This window comes from Tepidimonas charontis (genome assembly GCF_007556685.1).
Classification (GTDB): Bacteria; Pseudomonadota; Gammaproteobacteria; order Burkholderiales; family Burkholderiaceae_C; genus Tepidimonas; species Tepidimonas charontis.
The window spans coordinates 67,295-81,917 of the sequence record NZ_VJON01000004.1; the positions used below are offsets into that span (position 1 = coordinate 67,295).

Here is a 14,623-nt window from a genome sequence, read left to right on the forward strand (position 1 = left end):
TCGCCCCCTCGCCCCTGTTCCCTTTCCTTCGACAGCCTCCAGGAGCCCCGATATGGACTTCGCCTACAGCCCCCGCGTACAAGCGCTGCGCGAACGCCTGATGGCGTTCATGGATGAGCACATCTACCCCAACGAGGAGCGCTTCGAGTCCGAGGTAGAGGCCAACCGCGCCGCTGGCAACCCCTGGCAGCCCACCCGCCTGATCGAAGAACTCAAGCCCAAGGCGCGTGCGGCCGGACTGTGGAATCTGTTTTTGCCCAATTCGCCGCGCGCCCCCGAGGGCCTGAGCAATCTGGAGTACGCACCATTGTGCGAAATCATGGGGCGCGTGCCCTGGGCGGCTGAAGTGTTCAACTGCTCGGCCCCCGACACCGGCAATATGGAAACGCTGGAGCGCTACGCCAGCGAAGCCCTCAAAGACCGCTGGCTCGAGCCGCTGCTGCGCGGCGAGATCCGCTCCGCCTTTTTGATGACCGAGCCGGAGGTGGCGTCCTCCGACGCCACCAACATCCAGTGCCGCATCGAACGCGACGGCGATCACTACGTCATCAATGGCCACAAGTGGTGGTCCTCCGGCGCCGGCGATCCGCGCTGCGCCGTCTTCATCGTGATGGGCAAGACCAATCCGCACGCTCCCCGTCACGCCCAACAGTCGATGATCGTGGTGCCTGCCGATAGCCCAGGCATCCGCATCGTGCGCGCACTGTCGGTGTTCGGCTACGACGACGCCCCCCACGGACACATGGAAGTGGTGCTGGAAAACGTGCGCGTGCCAGCCGACCACATCCTGCTGGGCGAAGGACGTGGCTTCGAAATCGCCCAGGGGCGGCTGGGGCCAGGCCGTATCCACCACTGCATGCGCTCCATCGGTGCGGCCGAGCGGGCACTGGAGCTGATGTGCCAACGCCTGAGCCAACGCATCGCCTTCGGCAAAGCCATCGCCGCCCAAACCATCTGGCACGAACGCATCGCCGAGGCGCGCTGCCTCATCGAGCAAGCACGCCTACTCGTGCTCAAAGCCGCTTACATGATGGACACGGTCGGCAACAAGGCCGCCAAGGCCGAAATCGCGATGATCAAGGTGGTGGCGCCCAACGTCGCCTGCAAGGTCATCGACTGGGCCATCCAGGCCTGGGGCGGCGCGGGGGTGTCGCAGGTCACGCCCCTGGCACGCAGCTACGCCAACCAACGCACCTTGCGCCTGGCCGACGGGCCCGACGAGGTACACCGCAACGCCATCGCCAAGCTGGAGCTGGCCAAATATGCGCTGGCCCGGTCGACGGCAGAGATCGAGATGCCCATCACGCGCGGCTGCTGAGGCGCGCACACGCACACTCACGCAGCCCCACGCACCCACTACAGGGAGCTGGCGGCGCGGACCTCGGCCAGCGTCGTCAGCCCCATCAATGCCTTTTCGATGCCGTCTTGGCGCAGCGTGCGCATCCCATCATGGATCGCCTGCGCCAGCAGCGTCGCCGAGGAGGCGCCGGTTTGTACCAGATGCCGCAGCGCCGGTGAAGTCACGAGCAACTCGTGCAGTGCCATGCGGCCGCGGTAGCCGGTGTGGCCGCATTCGGAACACCCCGGCGCATGTCCCAGACACAGTTCGCCATCACGGCTGAAGTGCTGGCGCCAATCGCGCTCCAAGGCGTTGGCATCGCGCAGGGGATGCTGCGGCGGCAACTGGGCCTGATAGTCTTGAATTATTTCCTGTAGGCGCTCCCGTGGTATGGGATCGTGCCGAACACACATCGGGCACAGCCGCCGCACCAACCGTTGCGCCAAGATGGCCTGCAGTGAGTCGGCGAAGGAAAACGGATCGACGCCCAGATCGCGCAGCCGCATGATGGTCTCGGCGGCGGAGTTGGTGTGCAGCGTCGACATCACGAAGTGGCCGGTGAGCAAAGCTTCCACGGCCATCTCGGCGGTCTCGGCGTCGCGGATTTCGCCCACCATGATCACGTCGGGGTCGGCACGCAACAGTGCCCTCAGGGCGTTGGCGAACGTCCACCCGATTTTGGGGTTGACCTGGATTTGACGCAGACCGCGTTGGGTGATTTCAACCGGATCTTCAGCGGTCCAGATCTTGCGGTTGGGCGTGTTCAGGCGCTTGAGTGCTGCATGCAAAGTGGTGGTCTTGCCCGATCCCGTGGGCCCGACACACAGCAACAAACCATGGGGACGGCTGAGCACACGCTCGATGGCGGCCAGATTGCTTGCGCTCAAGAGCAGCCCTTCCAGAGGAAGCGCTTCGGTCGAGTGGAGGATGCGCATGACCACGTCCTCCAGGCCGTCGGCGGTCGGGATCGTAGTCACCCGCAACTCGATCGGTAAGCCGCCGAAGCGGCGGAAATGGATCTTGCCGTCCTGCGGCTTGCGCCGCTCCGAGATATCCAAATCGCACATCACCTTGATGCGCGCCACCAGCGCGTTGCGGTAGTTGGATGGCACCTCCAAATAAGGGCGCAGCTCCCCATCGACACGGAAGCGAATCACCACTTTCTCGCGCCCAGGATAGGGCTCGATATGGATGTCCGAGGCGCGCTGATGGAACGCCTCGATGATCATCGACTTGACGAGCCTGACCAGCGTATTGTCAGACTGCTCGATGGGGCGTTCTTCTGCCAGACCGCCGGTGTTGTCGCCAGCCAGTTCGGCCACCAGCTGCCTGGTCTCGGCGTTGCGCTCCGACGCCGTCGTCGTGGCGGGCTGGGAAGGCGCGCCGCCGTCGTCGCTCAAGCCCAAGGCCCGATACGCTTCGGCAATGCGCGGCTGAATATCGGCGACGACTCCCACCACGGGAACGACCTTGCGTTGCGCAGTGAACTCGAGCTCATCGATGGCTTTGAACTGCAGCGGATCAGGCATGGCCACCACCAACGCCGAATCCAGCAACGCCAACGGCAATACGCGCTAACGCGCCGCCAGCGGCGCCGGCACCAGACGCAGCGCCGCCGCGTCGACCGGAAATTTGCGCACATCGACGAACGGGTAGCCCATCTTGCGCGCGAGCGCCACCTGCAAATCGGCCGGCTGAATCAGGCCCATCTGCACCAGCATCTGGCCCAAAGGCTGGTTGGGCTCCCGCTTTTGTCGCTCGAGCGCCTGCCGCAACTGCGCCGCGGTCAGTTTCCCCAGCCCCACGAGGGCTTCCCCGATCGGCACCGGTTTGAGCCGGGCCTGCCGCTCCAACGCCTCTTTCAGCTGCTCGGGCGTCTCCACCATCGGGGGCGCCGATACGGTTGCCTCCAGCGGTATTTCGGCGTCGTCGGGCTCCAGCAAGGACTGCCCGAAACCGCTATCGCCCGCCCACACGCCGTCATCGCGGCGCAATTCCAGGCTGGCAATGGCCTGCTTGGGCAGAAAAACGCGCTCCGGGTCGTCACTGGCAACGACGCGCGGAAAAAGCCAAACACCATAGGGGTGCCGGCGACAGTCGTGGCACAAACCGGCGTATACGGAGCCATCGCGCAAGCGCACCGCGAAGGGGCGCGACGCCTCGTCGGCGAACCCCGAGGGCAAAAAGGGTGGCGGCGCGTCGGACCGCGGCGGAATGCGCAAGCGCTTGACCTGCGCGAAGCGCAGCGATACCGGGCGCGCGTGTCCCGTCAGCAGCAGTTTCAGCGTTTCATTCGCGGGCTGAAAATCGACCAAGCGGCCCTCGATGACGCGCCCGTTCCAGCCTTCGACGGCAGCCGCCAACACCGGCTCACCCACCGTGTAGCTCTCATCGATGCTGCGATGAGGAATCACAAAGGTTGCATTGAGCGTCATATGTTCTTTTGCCTCCCTCGCTGGATGTCCACCATTGCTGACCCATGGCGACCACTGGCGACATCCATTGCTTCTGGAAACGAAGGAGCTCGAGCCGCGACGTTACATGCCCATCACCCACTGGATGATGTTCTTGGCGATAAACCCCAGTATGCCAAGGGACAGCACCAAAAACAGGACGAACGTGCCAAATTTGCCCGCTTTGGATTCGCGTGCCAGATTCAGCACGATGAACAACATGTACAAAATGAAAGCCCCCACGCCGAACGTGAGGCCGAATTGCGCGATCTGCGCCTCGGTGTAACCAAACAGGGTGGCATCCATCGACGATATCATCCCCGCACCGGCCGAATCAGCCCGGCGCGCTCGAAATCCCGGTAGGCATGCCAGCTGGCATAGGCCAGCACCGGCACGGTCAGCACCAGGCCGACCATCATCAGGGCCATGCCCACTGCGACCAGTAGCACGATACACAGTGCCCACAAGCCCATCACCACGGGCTGGCTGCCCACGGCACGCCAACTCTCGCCCACCGCTTGCCACAGGGGAGTACGGGTGTCCACCAGCATGGGCAGGGTCATGACACTGGAGGCAAACACCGGCGCAGCCAGCGCCGCACCCAGCAACAGCCAGACCTCGAACAGCCCGACTTGCGGATCGAGGACGATGTGCCGTACGAAGTCGGTGGGGGTCCGAATCGGCACCGGCGACGCCACCGTGATCAGCGCCGCCGAGGTCAGCACCCAACCGGTTCCAGCCAAGGCCAGCAGCAAGCCAAACGACATCAGCCGCCGGTCTCCCGAGGTCCACAGCTGCACCACCTCGGCGCAACAGACCTTCTCGCCGCGCTCCAGGTACCAACTGACGGCGTATAAGCCACTGGCCAGCAAAGGCGCGATGATCAAAAATCCGCTGAAGGCGCCGGCCAGCAACCAGAATTGGTCGCGCAAGCCAAACCACAAAATCAGCCCGAACAGTGCCATCAAACCGCCATGCAGCACACCGGGCAGCGGATTGCGGCGGTAGTCACGCCAACCCTGCTGCAGCCAACGCAGCGGCGCCGTCAAGCCCAAGGGAGAAGGCGGCCCGGAATCGCCCGTGGCCGGTGCAGCGATGGGGGGAGGAGCAACGGTGGTCATCGGAGTATCCAAGGATCTGCAAGCCGCAGGAGCGACGTGGTTGCTGCGACTGGGGGCGGCCAGCCCTCGAATTGGACCACAATCCGCCCGCCTTCGATGGTAGCGGCATCGGTGCGCTTCAGGCGGCAGCCACGGGCACGATGTCCGACGCCGCCACCAGCGCACGCGTGACCGCGTGGCGCGGCTGGCGCAGCACCTGCTCGGCCGCGCCCGCCTCTACCGCCTCGCCCGCGTGCAGCACCAGCACGTCGTGGGCCATGGCCCACACCACACCGACGTCGTGCGTGATGAGCAAATAGGCCAGTCCGCGCTCGCGTTGCAAGCGCAACAGCAACTCGACCACCTGCCGCTGCACCGTCACATCGAGCGCGCTCGTGGGCTCGTCCAGCACCAGCACACGCGGCTGCACGATGAGCGCGCGGGCAATGGCGATGCGCTGCCGCTGTCCACCCGAAAACGCATGTGGGTAGCGTTGCAGCCACGCCTGGATGTGGCGCTCGCCCCACGCCGGGTCGAAGAGCCCGACCTCGCGCAGGGCGGCCACCACGCGGGCGCGGCGCTGGGCGCTCGGCAAAGACGGCTCGTGCACGCGCAGCCCCTCTTCGACGATCTGCTCCAGCGTCATGCGCGGCGACAGCGACGAATACGGATCTTGAAATACGACCTGCACGGCCCGGCGCAAGGCACGGTCGGCGCGCCCACCTTGCCAGCGCTGCCCCAGCACGCGTAAATCACCCTGGGCCGGCAACAAGCCCAACGCCGCCAGTGCCAGGGTGGATTTGCCCGAGCCAGACTCGCCCACCACCGCCAGCGTGCGTCCCGGCGCCAGCCGGATCGACACCCCGCGCACGGCCTGAAACGTCTGGCGGCGAAACCAGCCGCGCCAGCCCGGCGCCGCCACGGCGTAGCCGACGGTGAGACGATCCGCCTGCAGCACAGGGGTGTCCTCATCGACGCCGTCAGGCCGAGTCGCCGCCCGCACCGCAGGTTCACCTCGCGTGGCCGCCAAGGGCGCAGCCGACCCCGTCGGCGGCCCGCCTGCTGCGCTCGTGGCCACGCGTTCGTCGCCCACCATGCGTGTCAGCCGACTGGCCAGCAAGCGCTGGGTGTAGGGATGCTGGGGGGTGGTCAATACCGCCTCGACGGGGCCGGCTTCGACCACTCGGCCGCGCTCCATCACCACCACGCGGTTGGCGAAGCGCCGCACCAGGTGTAAATCGTGGGTGATGAGCAGCACCGCCAACCCCAGCTCGCGTTGCAGCGTATCGAGCAAACCCAAGATTTGCACCCGCAGCGATGCGTCCAAGGCCGTGGTCGGCTCATCGGCCACCAGAAGGCGCGGTTGCAAGGCCAGCGCCATGGCGATCATCGCGCGCTGCCGCTGCCCGCCGCTGAGCTGGTGCGGATATTGCCGCGCGCGTCGCTGCGGATCGTCGATGCCGACGCGCTGCAACCATGTCTGCGCCTGCGCCCAGGCCTGGGCAGCCGGCACGCCGCGCTTGGCGCGCAGCGTCTCGGCGATCTGCTCACCCACCGGATACAGCGGGTTGAGCGCCGTCATCGGTTCCTGAAAGACATAGGCCACGGCATCGCCACGCAAGGCGCGCAAAGCGCGCTCGGGCAGTGTCGTCAGCTCCTGCCCATCCCAGCGTACGCTGCCGCGCAGTTGCGCGTCTGGCAGCAAGCGCAGCAGGCTCAGCGCCGTGACCGTTTTGCCCGAGCCCGACTCGCCCACCAGCGCCACCTTTTCACCCGCGCCCACCTCGAACGAGACGTCCTGCACCACGACGGAGTCGCCGAAGGCCACCTCCAGGCCGCGCACCGTCAACAACGGGGCCGACGAAGTCATGGTCGCGTGGTTCATGCGTCGGCCCGCCTCGGGTCGAGGACGTCGCGCAAGGCGTCGCCCATGAAGGTCAGCAGCACCAGGGTCAACACCAGCACGCCAAAGGTGGACAGGGAAATCCACCAGGCATCGATATTGGCTTTGCCCTGCGCCAGCAACTCGCCCAAGCTGGGGGTGCCAGGGGGGACCCCCAGCCCCAAAAAGTCCAGCGACGTCAGCGCCAGGATGGCCGCGCTCATCCGAAAGGGCAAAAACGTCACTACCGGCGTGAGGCTGTTGGGCAAAATGTGGCGCCAGATGATGGCCCAGTGCCCCAATCCCAGCGCGCGCGCCGCGCGCACGTAGTCGAGCTGGCGGTTGCGCAAAAATTCGGCGCGGACATAGTCGGCCAACCCCATCCAGCCAAACAGGCTCAGCAAAATCAGCAGCAGCGCCACGCTCGGTGCAAACACGGCGCTGAAGATGATGAGCAGATACAGCTCGGGCATCGCACTCCAGATTTCGATGAGGCGCTGCAGCGTCAAATCCACCCGCCCGCCAAAATAACCCTGCACTGCCCCGGCGAGCACACCCAACACGACGCCGATAGCCGTCAGCGCCAAGGCAAACAGCACGCTGACCCGAAACCCGTAGATCAACTGCGCCACCATATCGCGTCCGCGATCGTCGGTACCCAGCCAATTGTCGCGGCTGGGCGGCGACGGCAGCGGCGAGCGATCGTAATAGTTCAGGGTGTGCGGACCGTAGCGATTGAGCGGATACAAGGCCCAATTGCCGGGCTCGGCCAGCCGCGCCTGCACGAACGGATCGAGGTAATCGGTGGGCGTCTCGAAATCACCGCCGAAGGTGGTTTCGGGGTAGTCGTTCCACAGCGGCCAGTACCACTGCCCCTGGTAGCATACCACCAGGGGGCGATCGTTGGAGACCAGCTCCGCCATCAGGCTGGCGCCGGTGAGCACCATGAACAGCAGCAGACTCCACCATCCCAGACGGTTGTGCGCAAAACGCTGCCAGGCGCGGCGCGCCGGACTGGGGCTCGCGGTCCAGGCGGTATCATCGGCCAACGGCGCAGGTTCAATCGAATTTGACACGCGGATCCACCCACACGTAACACAGATCGCTGATCAACTTGGTCAGCAAGCCAATCAGTGTGAACAGGTACAGCGTGCCCATCACGACCGGGTAGTCGCGTCGGATCACGCTCTCATAACTGAGCAACCCCAGACCGTCGAGCGAAAACAGGGTCTCGATCAACAGGCTGCCGGTGAAAAAAGCGCCGATGAAGGCCGCTGGGAACCCGGTGACAATGGGAATGAGCGCGTTGCGTAATACGTGCTTCCACAGCACCTGCCGCTCGCTCAGGCCCTTGGCGCGCGCCACCAACACATATTGCTTGCGGATTTCTTCCAGCATGGCGTTTTTGGTCAGCATCGTGGTCACCGCAAAACTGCCCAGCACCATCGACAGCACCGGCAGCGTGATGTGCCACAGATAGTCGACGATGCGCGCGCCCCAGTACAGTTCGCTCCAGTCATCACTGACCAAGCCGCGCAGCGGAAACCACTGCAACTGCCCGCCAAAGACGACCAGCAGCGCCACCCCCAGCACGAAGCCCGGGATGGCGTAGGCCACCAGCACCAGTAGCGAGGTCACCAGATCGAAGCGCGAGCCAGCGCGCACCGCCTTGGCGATGCCAAGCGGCACGGCCACCCCGTAGCTGATGAAAAACGTCCACAGACCCAGGCTCATCGACACCGGCAGCTTTTCCCAGATCAGCTGCGCCACCGGCTTGTTCTGAAAAAAGCTCTGTCCCAGATCGAAACGCGCAAACTGGGCCAACATCTGCACGAAGCGCTCGTGCGCGGGCTTGTCGAAGCCGTACAGGGCCTTGATCTGCTCCAGGCGCTGGGCATCCACCCCCTGCGCCCCGCGATAAGCCAGCCCGCCGCCTTCGGCGCCACCGCCCAGGCCGGCGCGCGCCTCGGCCAAATATTGGTCCACCGGCCCGCCGGGGACGAATTGCACGACCACGAAGGTCACCAGCAGCACGCCGAACAGGGTGGGTCCCATCAGCAGCACCCGCTTGAGGATGTAGGCCCACATCGTTGTGTCTCCGTTTTTTTCCATCAACGCCGCGCGGCCGCCGGTGGTTGGGCGATCGCTGCGGCGCGGGCGAGGCCTGTGGAGGCAACGCCCACGCTGGGGGGCTGAGCACGCGCTGGAACGACTGGTGGCTGGCGCGCCCACCAGGTCGCGATCGCCCAGCCCTCCCCGCTGGCGTACGGCGGCATCGTCGGCGTCGGCTGCAAGCGCCACGCGTTGTAGGCCAGGCGGTGCGTCGGCGCCGACCATTGCGGAATCAACACGTGGCTGTGCGCGATCACGCGCTCCAGCGCCCGGCACGCGGCCAGATAGGCGGGCTCGTCTTGGGCCTGCACCATGCGCTGGATCAGATCATCGACCGCCGGGTTGGCCAGCCCGGTGAAATTGCCCGAGTCAGGCGTGCGCGCGGCCTCGCTGCCGAACAAGTCGGCATACTCGGCGCCGGGATTGTGCGTGCCCTGGAACGCCAGCGATATGATGTCGAAGTCGAAGGTGCGCAAACGCTGTTGGTACAGCGCAAAGTCCACCGAGCGAAAGCGCAGCTCCACGCCGATGCGCGCCAGATTGCGCGCCCAGGGCGTGACCACGCGCACCCCGGCCTCGTTGCTGTCCAGGTACTCCAAGACCAACGGTTGTCCTTGAGCGTTGCGCAGTGCGCCGTCGCGAAACGTCCACCCGGCTTCGCGCAGGAGCGCCTGGGCACGCTTGAGGTTGGCCCGCAGACCCGCGGCGCCGTCGGTGCGCGGCGGCTCGGCCATCGGCCCGAAAACGGCTTCGGGTACCTGCCCGCGCCAGGGCTGCAGCAAGGCGCGCTGCGCGGCATCCGGCGGCCCTTCGGCCGCGCAGGCCGTGTTGCCGAACAGGCCCCGCACGCGCTGGTAGCTGCCGTAGAACAAGCGCTCGTTCATCCATTCGAAGTCCAGCGCCAACCCCAAGGCCTGCCGCACCCGAATGTCGTCGAGCGGCGGTCGGCGCGTATTGAGCACATAACTCTGAAAGCCGGTGGGCAGGCGGTGACGAAACTCGCCTTTGACCAATTCGCCACTGTCGAAGCGCTTGCCGCTGACGCGCCGGGCCCAGTCGCCGGCGGAGAAAAAGCGCATCAAATCGAATTCACCCGCCTTCAGCGCCTCCAGGCGCGCCGTGTTGTCTTTGTAGATCTTGACCGTGACGCGGTCGAAGTTGAACTGCCCGCGGCGCACCGGCAAATCGCGCGCCCAGTAGTCGGGGTCGCGCACATAGGTGATGTCGCGTCCGAACTTGACCGGACCGATACGATACGGCCCGCTGCCAATCGGTATGTCGGTGACGACCTGATCGAAGGTTTTGCGCTGGCCGGTGCGCGGGTCGATGGCGTCGCCCCAGGCGCGGCTGAAAATCGGCAGGCCGCCGACGATCAACGGCAGCTCGCGGTTGGGCACGCGAAAACGAAAGCGCACCACACGCGGGCCCAGGACATCGACGCCCGCAACGTCGGCCAGCAGCGTGCGATACGCGGGTGAGACGTGTGGCCCGATGAGGGTGTCGAAGCTGTGCCGTACATCCTCGGCCAGCACCGGGTCGCCGTTGTGGAAACGCGCCTGCGGGCGCAGGCGAAAGGTCACGCTGAGCCGGTCGGGCGCCACCGCCACGTCCTCGGCCAGCAAACCGTAGGCCGCGCCCAGTTCATCGGCCGGCCCCACCAGCAAGGTATCGAACATCAAGTCCGCCAAATAGGCCGGGGCGCTGCCGCGCAGCGTGAACGGGTTGTACTTGTCGAACGTGGAGGTGCGCAGGTTGCTGACCAGACGCAGCTCGCCGCCCTTGGGCGCGTCGGGGTTGACGTAGCGAAAGTGGGCAAAGTCGGGCGGATACTGCAACCGATCCCACAGCGCATAGCCGTGCGCGCCCCAGGCGGGGTGCCCTGCGCCCAGCACGACGAACCACAGCACCGCCAGCCACCGCAACGGTCTTGGTCGCCTGCCGGCGCGCTCGTGCAGATACGGGTGCATGCGCATGCGACAATTCTGCAGGATTTCCGACACCGAGGAGCAAGACACATGGGATTTCTGGCCGGCAAGAAGCTGCTGATTACCGGGGTGCTGTCCAACCGCTCGATCGCCTATGGCATCGCGCGCGCCTGCCACGCCCAGGGCGCCGAGCTGGCGTTCAGCTACGTGGGCGAACGCTTCAAGGATCGCATCACCGAGTTTGCGGCCGAATTCGGCTCATCCTTGGTCTTCGAGTGCGACGTCAGCGACGATGCGCAGATCGAACGCCTTTTTCAGCAGCTCAGCGCCCACTGGCCGCGCTTCGACGGCTTCGTGCACAGCATCGGTTACGCGCCGCGCGAGGCCATTGCCGGTGACTTTCTGGAGGGGCTCAGCCGCGAAGGCTTTCGCGCCGCACATGACATCAGCGCCTACAGTTTTCCGGCCATGGCCAAGGCCGCTCGCCCGTACCTCAACGACAACGCCGCGCTGCTGACGCTGACGTATCTGGGTGCGGTGCGCATGGTGCCCAACTACAACACCATGGGACTGGCCAAAGCCAGCTTGGAGGCCAGCGTGCGCTATCTGGCCGAGTCGCTGGGCAGCCAGCGCCGCGGCTGGCGCGTCAACGCCATCTCCGCCGGCCCGATCAAGACGCTGGCCGCCAGCGGCATCAAGGGCTTCGGCAAGATTTTGGGCGTGGTCGCCGACAACGCCCCCATCCGACGCAACGTCACCATCGACGACGTCGGGAACGCCGCCGCCTTTTTGCTCAGCGATCTGGCCGCCGGCATCAGCGCCGAAATCCTGTATGTGGACGGCGGCTTCAGCCATGTGATGGGCGGCGTGGCCGACGTCACCTCAGACGCCGTGTGAGCGACGCGGGCCGCCGCACTCGCTTCGACCGGCTGGCGCCCCGCCGCGGCGCGGCTGCGCCATGGAGTGGCAGCGCGGCAAGCCCCGCAGGGCGCTGGGGTCCTGCTGGTCATCCCACCGCTGCGCCCTCTCAGAGTGGGCCTACTTCAGGTTGCCGAGGTAAGCCGCCACCGCTTCCAGCTCCAGGTCGCTCAAGCGGTGCGCCATGACGCGCATGATGGGGTTGTCGCGCGCGCCGTCGCGCTCGCGAAACGCCAACACCTGACGTTGGATATAGGCCGGGTGCTGTCCCGCCAGCCGCGGCAACTCGGCCGTGCCCAGCGCCTGTGGTCCGTGGCAGGTGGCGCACGGCGCCAATCCACTGTGGCGGTTGCCCCGTTCGTAGATGTAGCGACCGACGGCCAGCAGCAACTCGTCGCCGCTGGGGGTGTTGCCCGGCTTCTGGCGCGCGTAATACTCAGCCACCGCCTCCAATTCGGTCGCGCTCAGGCCCTTGACCTTCTCCTGCATCGCGGTGTCCTTGCGCTCACCCCGCGCGAAGGCTTGCAATTGGTTGAGCAGATATTGCGCATTTTGCCCCGCCAGACGCGGAAAGTTCGGCGCTACGCTCTGGCCGCACGGGCCATGGCAGACCGCGCAACGGTCGCGCGCTACCACTTCGCCGATCACCAGCGGATCGTTCGACGCTGCGCGCCCGGCCCCCTGCGCCAACACGGTCGCTGCGGCGCACGCCAGCGCCGCAGCCAGCAGTCGCTGCATGGTGGTTTTCATGGGATTCATGGCATCCTCCAGTGGGTATCAAACGGTTGGACCCATGGTAGCCCCGCCGAGGGCGGGGCTTGTTGACGCGTGTCAAGGGACACGTATCTGGTGACGCGGCGGCCGGCGCGGGACCCATCGTCGCGCCGACGACAGCGGCGCGCTGCGGTGGCGCGGTCTGCAGCCGGCTGAACCAGCACCGCCCCCGCGAACCTAGGCTGCGCCCGGAGTCAGCGCCGCGCCGGCGGTAAATCCGTGCAGTGCCCGTGCGCCGCCTCGGCAGCCAAGCCGATGGTTTCGCCCAGCGTCGGGTGCGGGTGGATGGTGCGGCCGATATCGATCGCATCGGCCCCCATCTCGATGGCCAGCGCGATTTCACCGATCATGTCGCCCGCATTCGGCCCAACGATACCGCCGCCAACGATGCGGTGCGTGCTCGCATCGAACAACAGCTTCGTGAAGCCCTGCTCACAGCCGTTGGCAATGGCGCGGCCCGACGCCGACCAGGGAAACAGTCCTTTGTCCACCGCCACCCCTTGCGTCTTGGCCTGCTCCTCGGTCAGGCCCACCCAGGCCACCTCGGGGTCGGTGTAGGCCACGCTGGGGATGACGCGCGCGATGAAGCCCGAGCGCGCCAACGCTTCATCACCCTTGAGCTCGCCCGCGATCACCTCGGCGGCCACGTGCCCTTCGTGCACCGCCTTGTGCGCCAGCATCGGCGCACCGACGATGTCGCCGATGGCGAAAATGTGCCCGACGTTGGTGCGCATCTGCGTATCCACCGGCACGAACCCGCGTTCGTCGAGCGCGACGCCGGCGCGCTCCGCGCCGATCTTGCGTCCATTGGGGCTGCGCCCCACGGCTTGCAATACCAAGTCGTAGACACCGTCACTGCGGCTGCCGTCGGCCCCTTCGAAGCGCACGTGGATGCCGTCGGCGCGGGCGTCTGCGGCCACGGTGCGCGTGCGCAGCATCAAGCGGTCGAAGCGCGGCGCATTGAGCTTGTGCCACACCTTCACCAAGTCGCGGTCGGCACCCGGCATCAGTCCGTCGGCCATTTCGACCACGTCGATGCGTGCGCCCAGCGCCGAATAGACGGTGGCCATTTCCAACCCGATGATGCCGCCACCGATGACCAACATACGCTGCGGTACGGCCGGCAGCGTCAGGGCCCCAGTGCTGTCGATGATGCGCGGGTCATCCGGCAGGAACGGCAGCCGCACCGCCTGCGAGCCCGCGGCGATGATGCAACGTGCGAAGGCCACGACGGTTTGGGCGCCGGTCTTGTCCTGGCCGCTGCCCGTGGTTTCTTCCACCACCACCCGATGCGCGTCGACAAAGCTGCCGTAGCCGCGCACGACACGCACATTGCGCATCTTCGCCATGGCGGCCAAGCCACCGGTGAGCTTGCCGATCACGCGCTCCTTGTGCGCACGCAGCGCCTGCACGTCGATGCGCGGGGCATCGAATGCGATACCCACCTGCGCCAAGTGGCGCGCCTCCTCCATCACCGCCGCAACGTGCAGCAGCGCCTTGGAGGGAATACAGCCCACATTGAGGCACACCCCGCCCAGTGTCGGGTAGCGCTCCACCAGCACCACGTCCAAGCCGAGGTCGGCGGCGCGAAACGCCGCCGAATAGCCACCGGGGCCGCCACCGAGCACCAGCAGGTCGCAGCGCAGATCCGCCGGCCCCACGGTGGACATGGTAGCCGTGACTTGCGGCTGTGCGCCCGCCTGTGCCGACACGGACGCACTCCCCTCCGTGAGAGCGACCACCGGCGGCGCGGACGTGGGCGCTTGGGCCGGCGCCGCAGGCGCCGATGGTTGCACCGGTGCCGCCACCGGCTGACCACCAGCACCGGACGACGCCGCTGCCGATGGCACCGGCCCACCGTCAGCGGCGCCCGCATCCGACCCCGCCACCTCCAGCAGCGCGATCACCGAGCCTTCGCTGACCTTGTCACCCAAGGCCACCCGCAGCTCCCGAATCACCCCCGCATGGCTCGACGGGATCTCCATCGACGCCTTGTCGCTCTCCACCGTGATCAGCGACTGGTCCACCGCCACCCGATCCCCCGGCTTGACCAGCAGCTCAATCACCGCCACATCCTTGAAATCCCCAATGTCGGGAACCTTCAGCTCGATCAGTGCCAT

The 14,623-nt window shown here is 66.4% G+C and carries 12 protein-coding genes; 2 read left to right on the plus strand and 10 right to left on the minus strand.

Going from position 1 to position 14,623, the window contains the following annotated elements:
- Positions 1–52 precede the first annotated feature (52 nt).
- Complete coding sequence (locus Tchar_RS02370; protein WP_144327493.1) at positions 53–1,318, plus strand: acyl-CoA dehydrogenase family protein; 1,266 nt, start codon at positions 53–55, stop codon at positions 1,316–1,318.
- Between the two features lie 38 nt (positions 1,319–1,356).
- On the opposite strand, the gene Tchar_RS13890 is transcribed toward Tchar_RS02370, so the two are convergent.
- The 8 genes from Tchar_RS13890 to Tchar_RS02405 all read right to left on the minus strand — a co-directional run bounded on the left by Tchar_RS13890 (position 1,357) and on the right by Tchar_RS02405 (position 10,859).
- The gene (locus tag Tchar_RS13890) at positions 1,357–2,907 is read right to left on the minus strand and encodes a GspE/PulE family protein (protein ID WP_408033529.1); all 1,551 of its coding nucleotides are present in this window, start codon (positions 2,905–2,907) and stop codon (positions 1,357–1,359) included.
- A 6-nt stretch (positions 2,908–2,913) separates the two neighbouring features.
- Complete coding sequence (locus Tchar_RS14225; RefSeq protein ID WP_408033530.1) at positions 2,914–3,774, minus strand: hypothetical protein; 861 nt, start codon at positions 3,772–3,774, stop codon at positions 2,914–2,916.
- Between the two features lie 102 nt (positions 3,775–3,876).
- Positions 3,877–4,098 carry a DUF2788 domain-containing protein gene (locus Tchar_RS02380; protein ID WP_144327494.1) on the minus strand — a complete coding sequence of 74 codons (222 nt, stop codon included), beginning with the start codon at positions 4,096–4,098 and terminating at the stop codon, positions 3,877–3,879.
- Positions 4,099–4,106: 8 nt separating this feature from the next.
- A complete protein-coding gene (locus Tchar_RS02385) occupies positions 4,107–4,913 on the minus strand; it encodes a DUF2189 domain-containing protein (RefSeq protein ID WP_144327495.1) in 807 nt (268 codons plus the stop codon).
- Between the two features lie 118 nt (positions 4,914–5,031).
- On the minus strand, positions 5,032–6,777 hold the full coding sequence (locus tag Tchar_RS02390) for an ABC transporter ATP-binding protein (RefSeq protein ID WP_144327496.1): 1,746 nt from the start codon (positions 6,775–6,777) through the stop codon (positions 5,032–5,034).
- On the minus strand, positions 6,774–7,823 hold the full coding sequence (locus Tchar_RS02395) for an ABC transporter permease (RefSeq protein WP_236640121.1): 1,050 nt from the start codon (positions 7,821–7,823) through the stop codon (positions 6,774–6,776). The genes Tchar_RS02390 and Tchar_RS02395 overlap by 4 nt, the downstream gene beginning before the upstream one ends.
- A 10-nt stretch (positions 7,824–7,833) precedes the next feature.
- Positions 7,834–8,862 (minus strand): microcin C ABC transporter permease YejB, encoded by a 1,029-nt coding sequence (locus Tchar_RS02400; RefSeq protein WP_144327498.1) that lies wholly within the window; start codon positions 8,860–8,862, stop codon positions 7,834–7,836.
- Between the two features lie 23 nt (positions 8,863–8,885).
- Positions 8,886–10,859, minus strand: a complete 1,974-nt coding sequence (locus Tchar_RS02405; protein ID WP_236640122.1) for an extracellular solute-binding protein — start codon at positions 10,857–10,859, stop codon at positions 8,886–8,888.
- Positions 10,860–10,901: 42 nt separating this feature from the next.
- On the opposite strand from Tchar_RS02405, the gene fabI reads away from it, so the two are divergent.
- Positions 10,902–11,708, plus strand: coding sequence for an enoyl-ACP reductase FabI (gene fabI, locus Tchar_RS02410; protein ID WP_144327499.1), 807 nt, complete (start codon positions 10,902–10,904; stop codon positions 11,706–11,708).
- 141 nt (positions 11,709–11,849) lie between these two features.
- On the opposite strand, the gene Tchar_RS02415 is transcribed toward fabI, so the two are convergent.
- Both Tchar_RS02415 and lpdA read right to left on the minus strand, forming a co-directional pair.
- Positions 11,850–12,488: a c-type cytochrome gene (locus Tchar_RS02415; protein ID WP_144327500.1), complete on the minus strand. Its 639-nt coding sequence runs from the start codon at positions 12,486–12,488 to the stop codon at positions 11,850–11,852.
- Between the two features lie 209 nt (positions 12,489–12,697).
- Positions 12,698–14,623, minus strand: a complete 1,926-nt coding sequence (lpdA, locus tag Tchar_RS02420) for a dihydrolipoyl dehydrogenase (RefSeq protein WP_144327501.1) — start codon at positions 14,621–14,623, stop codon at positions 12,698–12,700.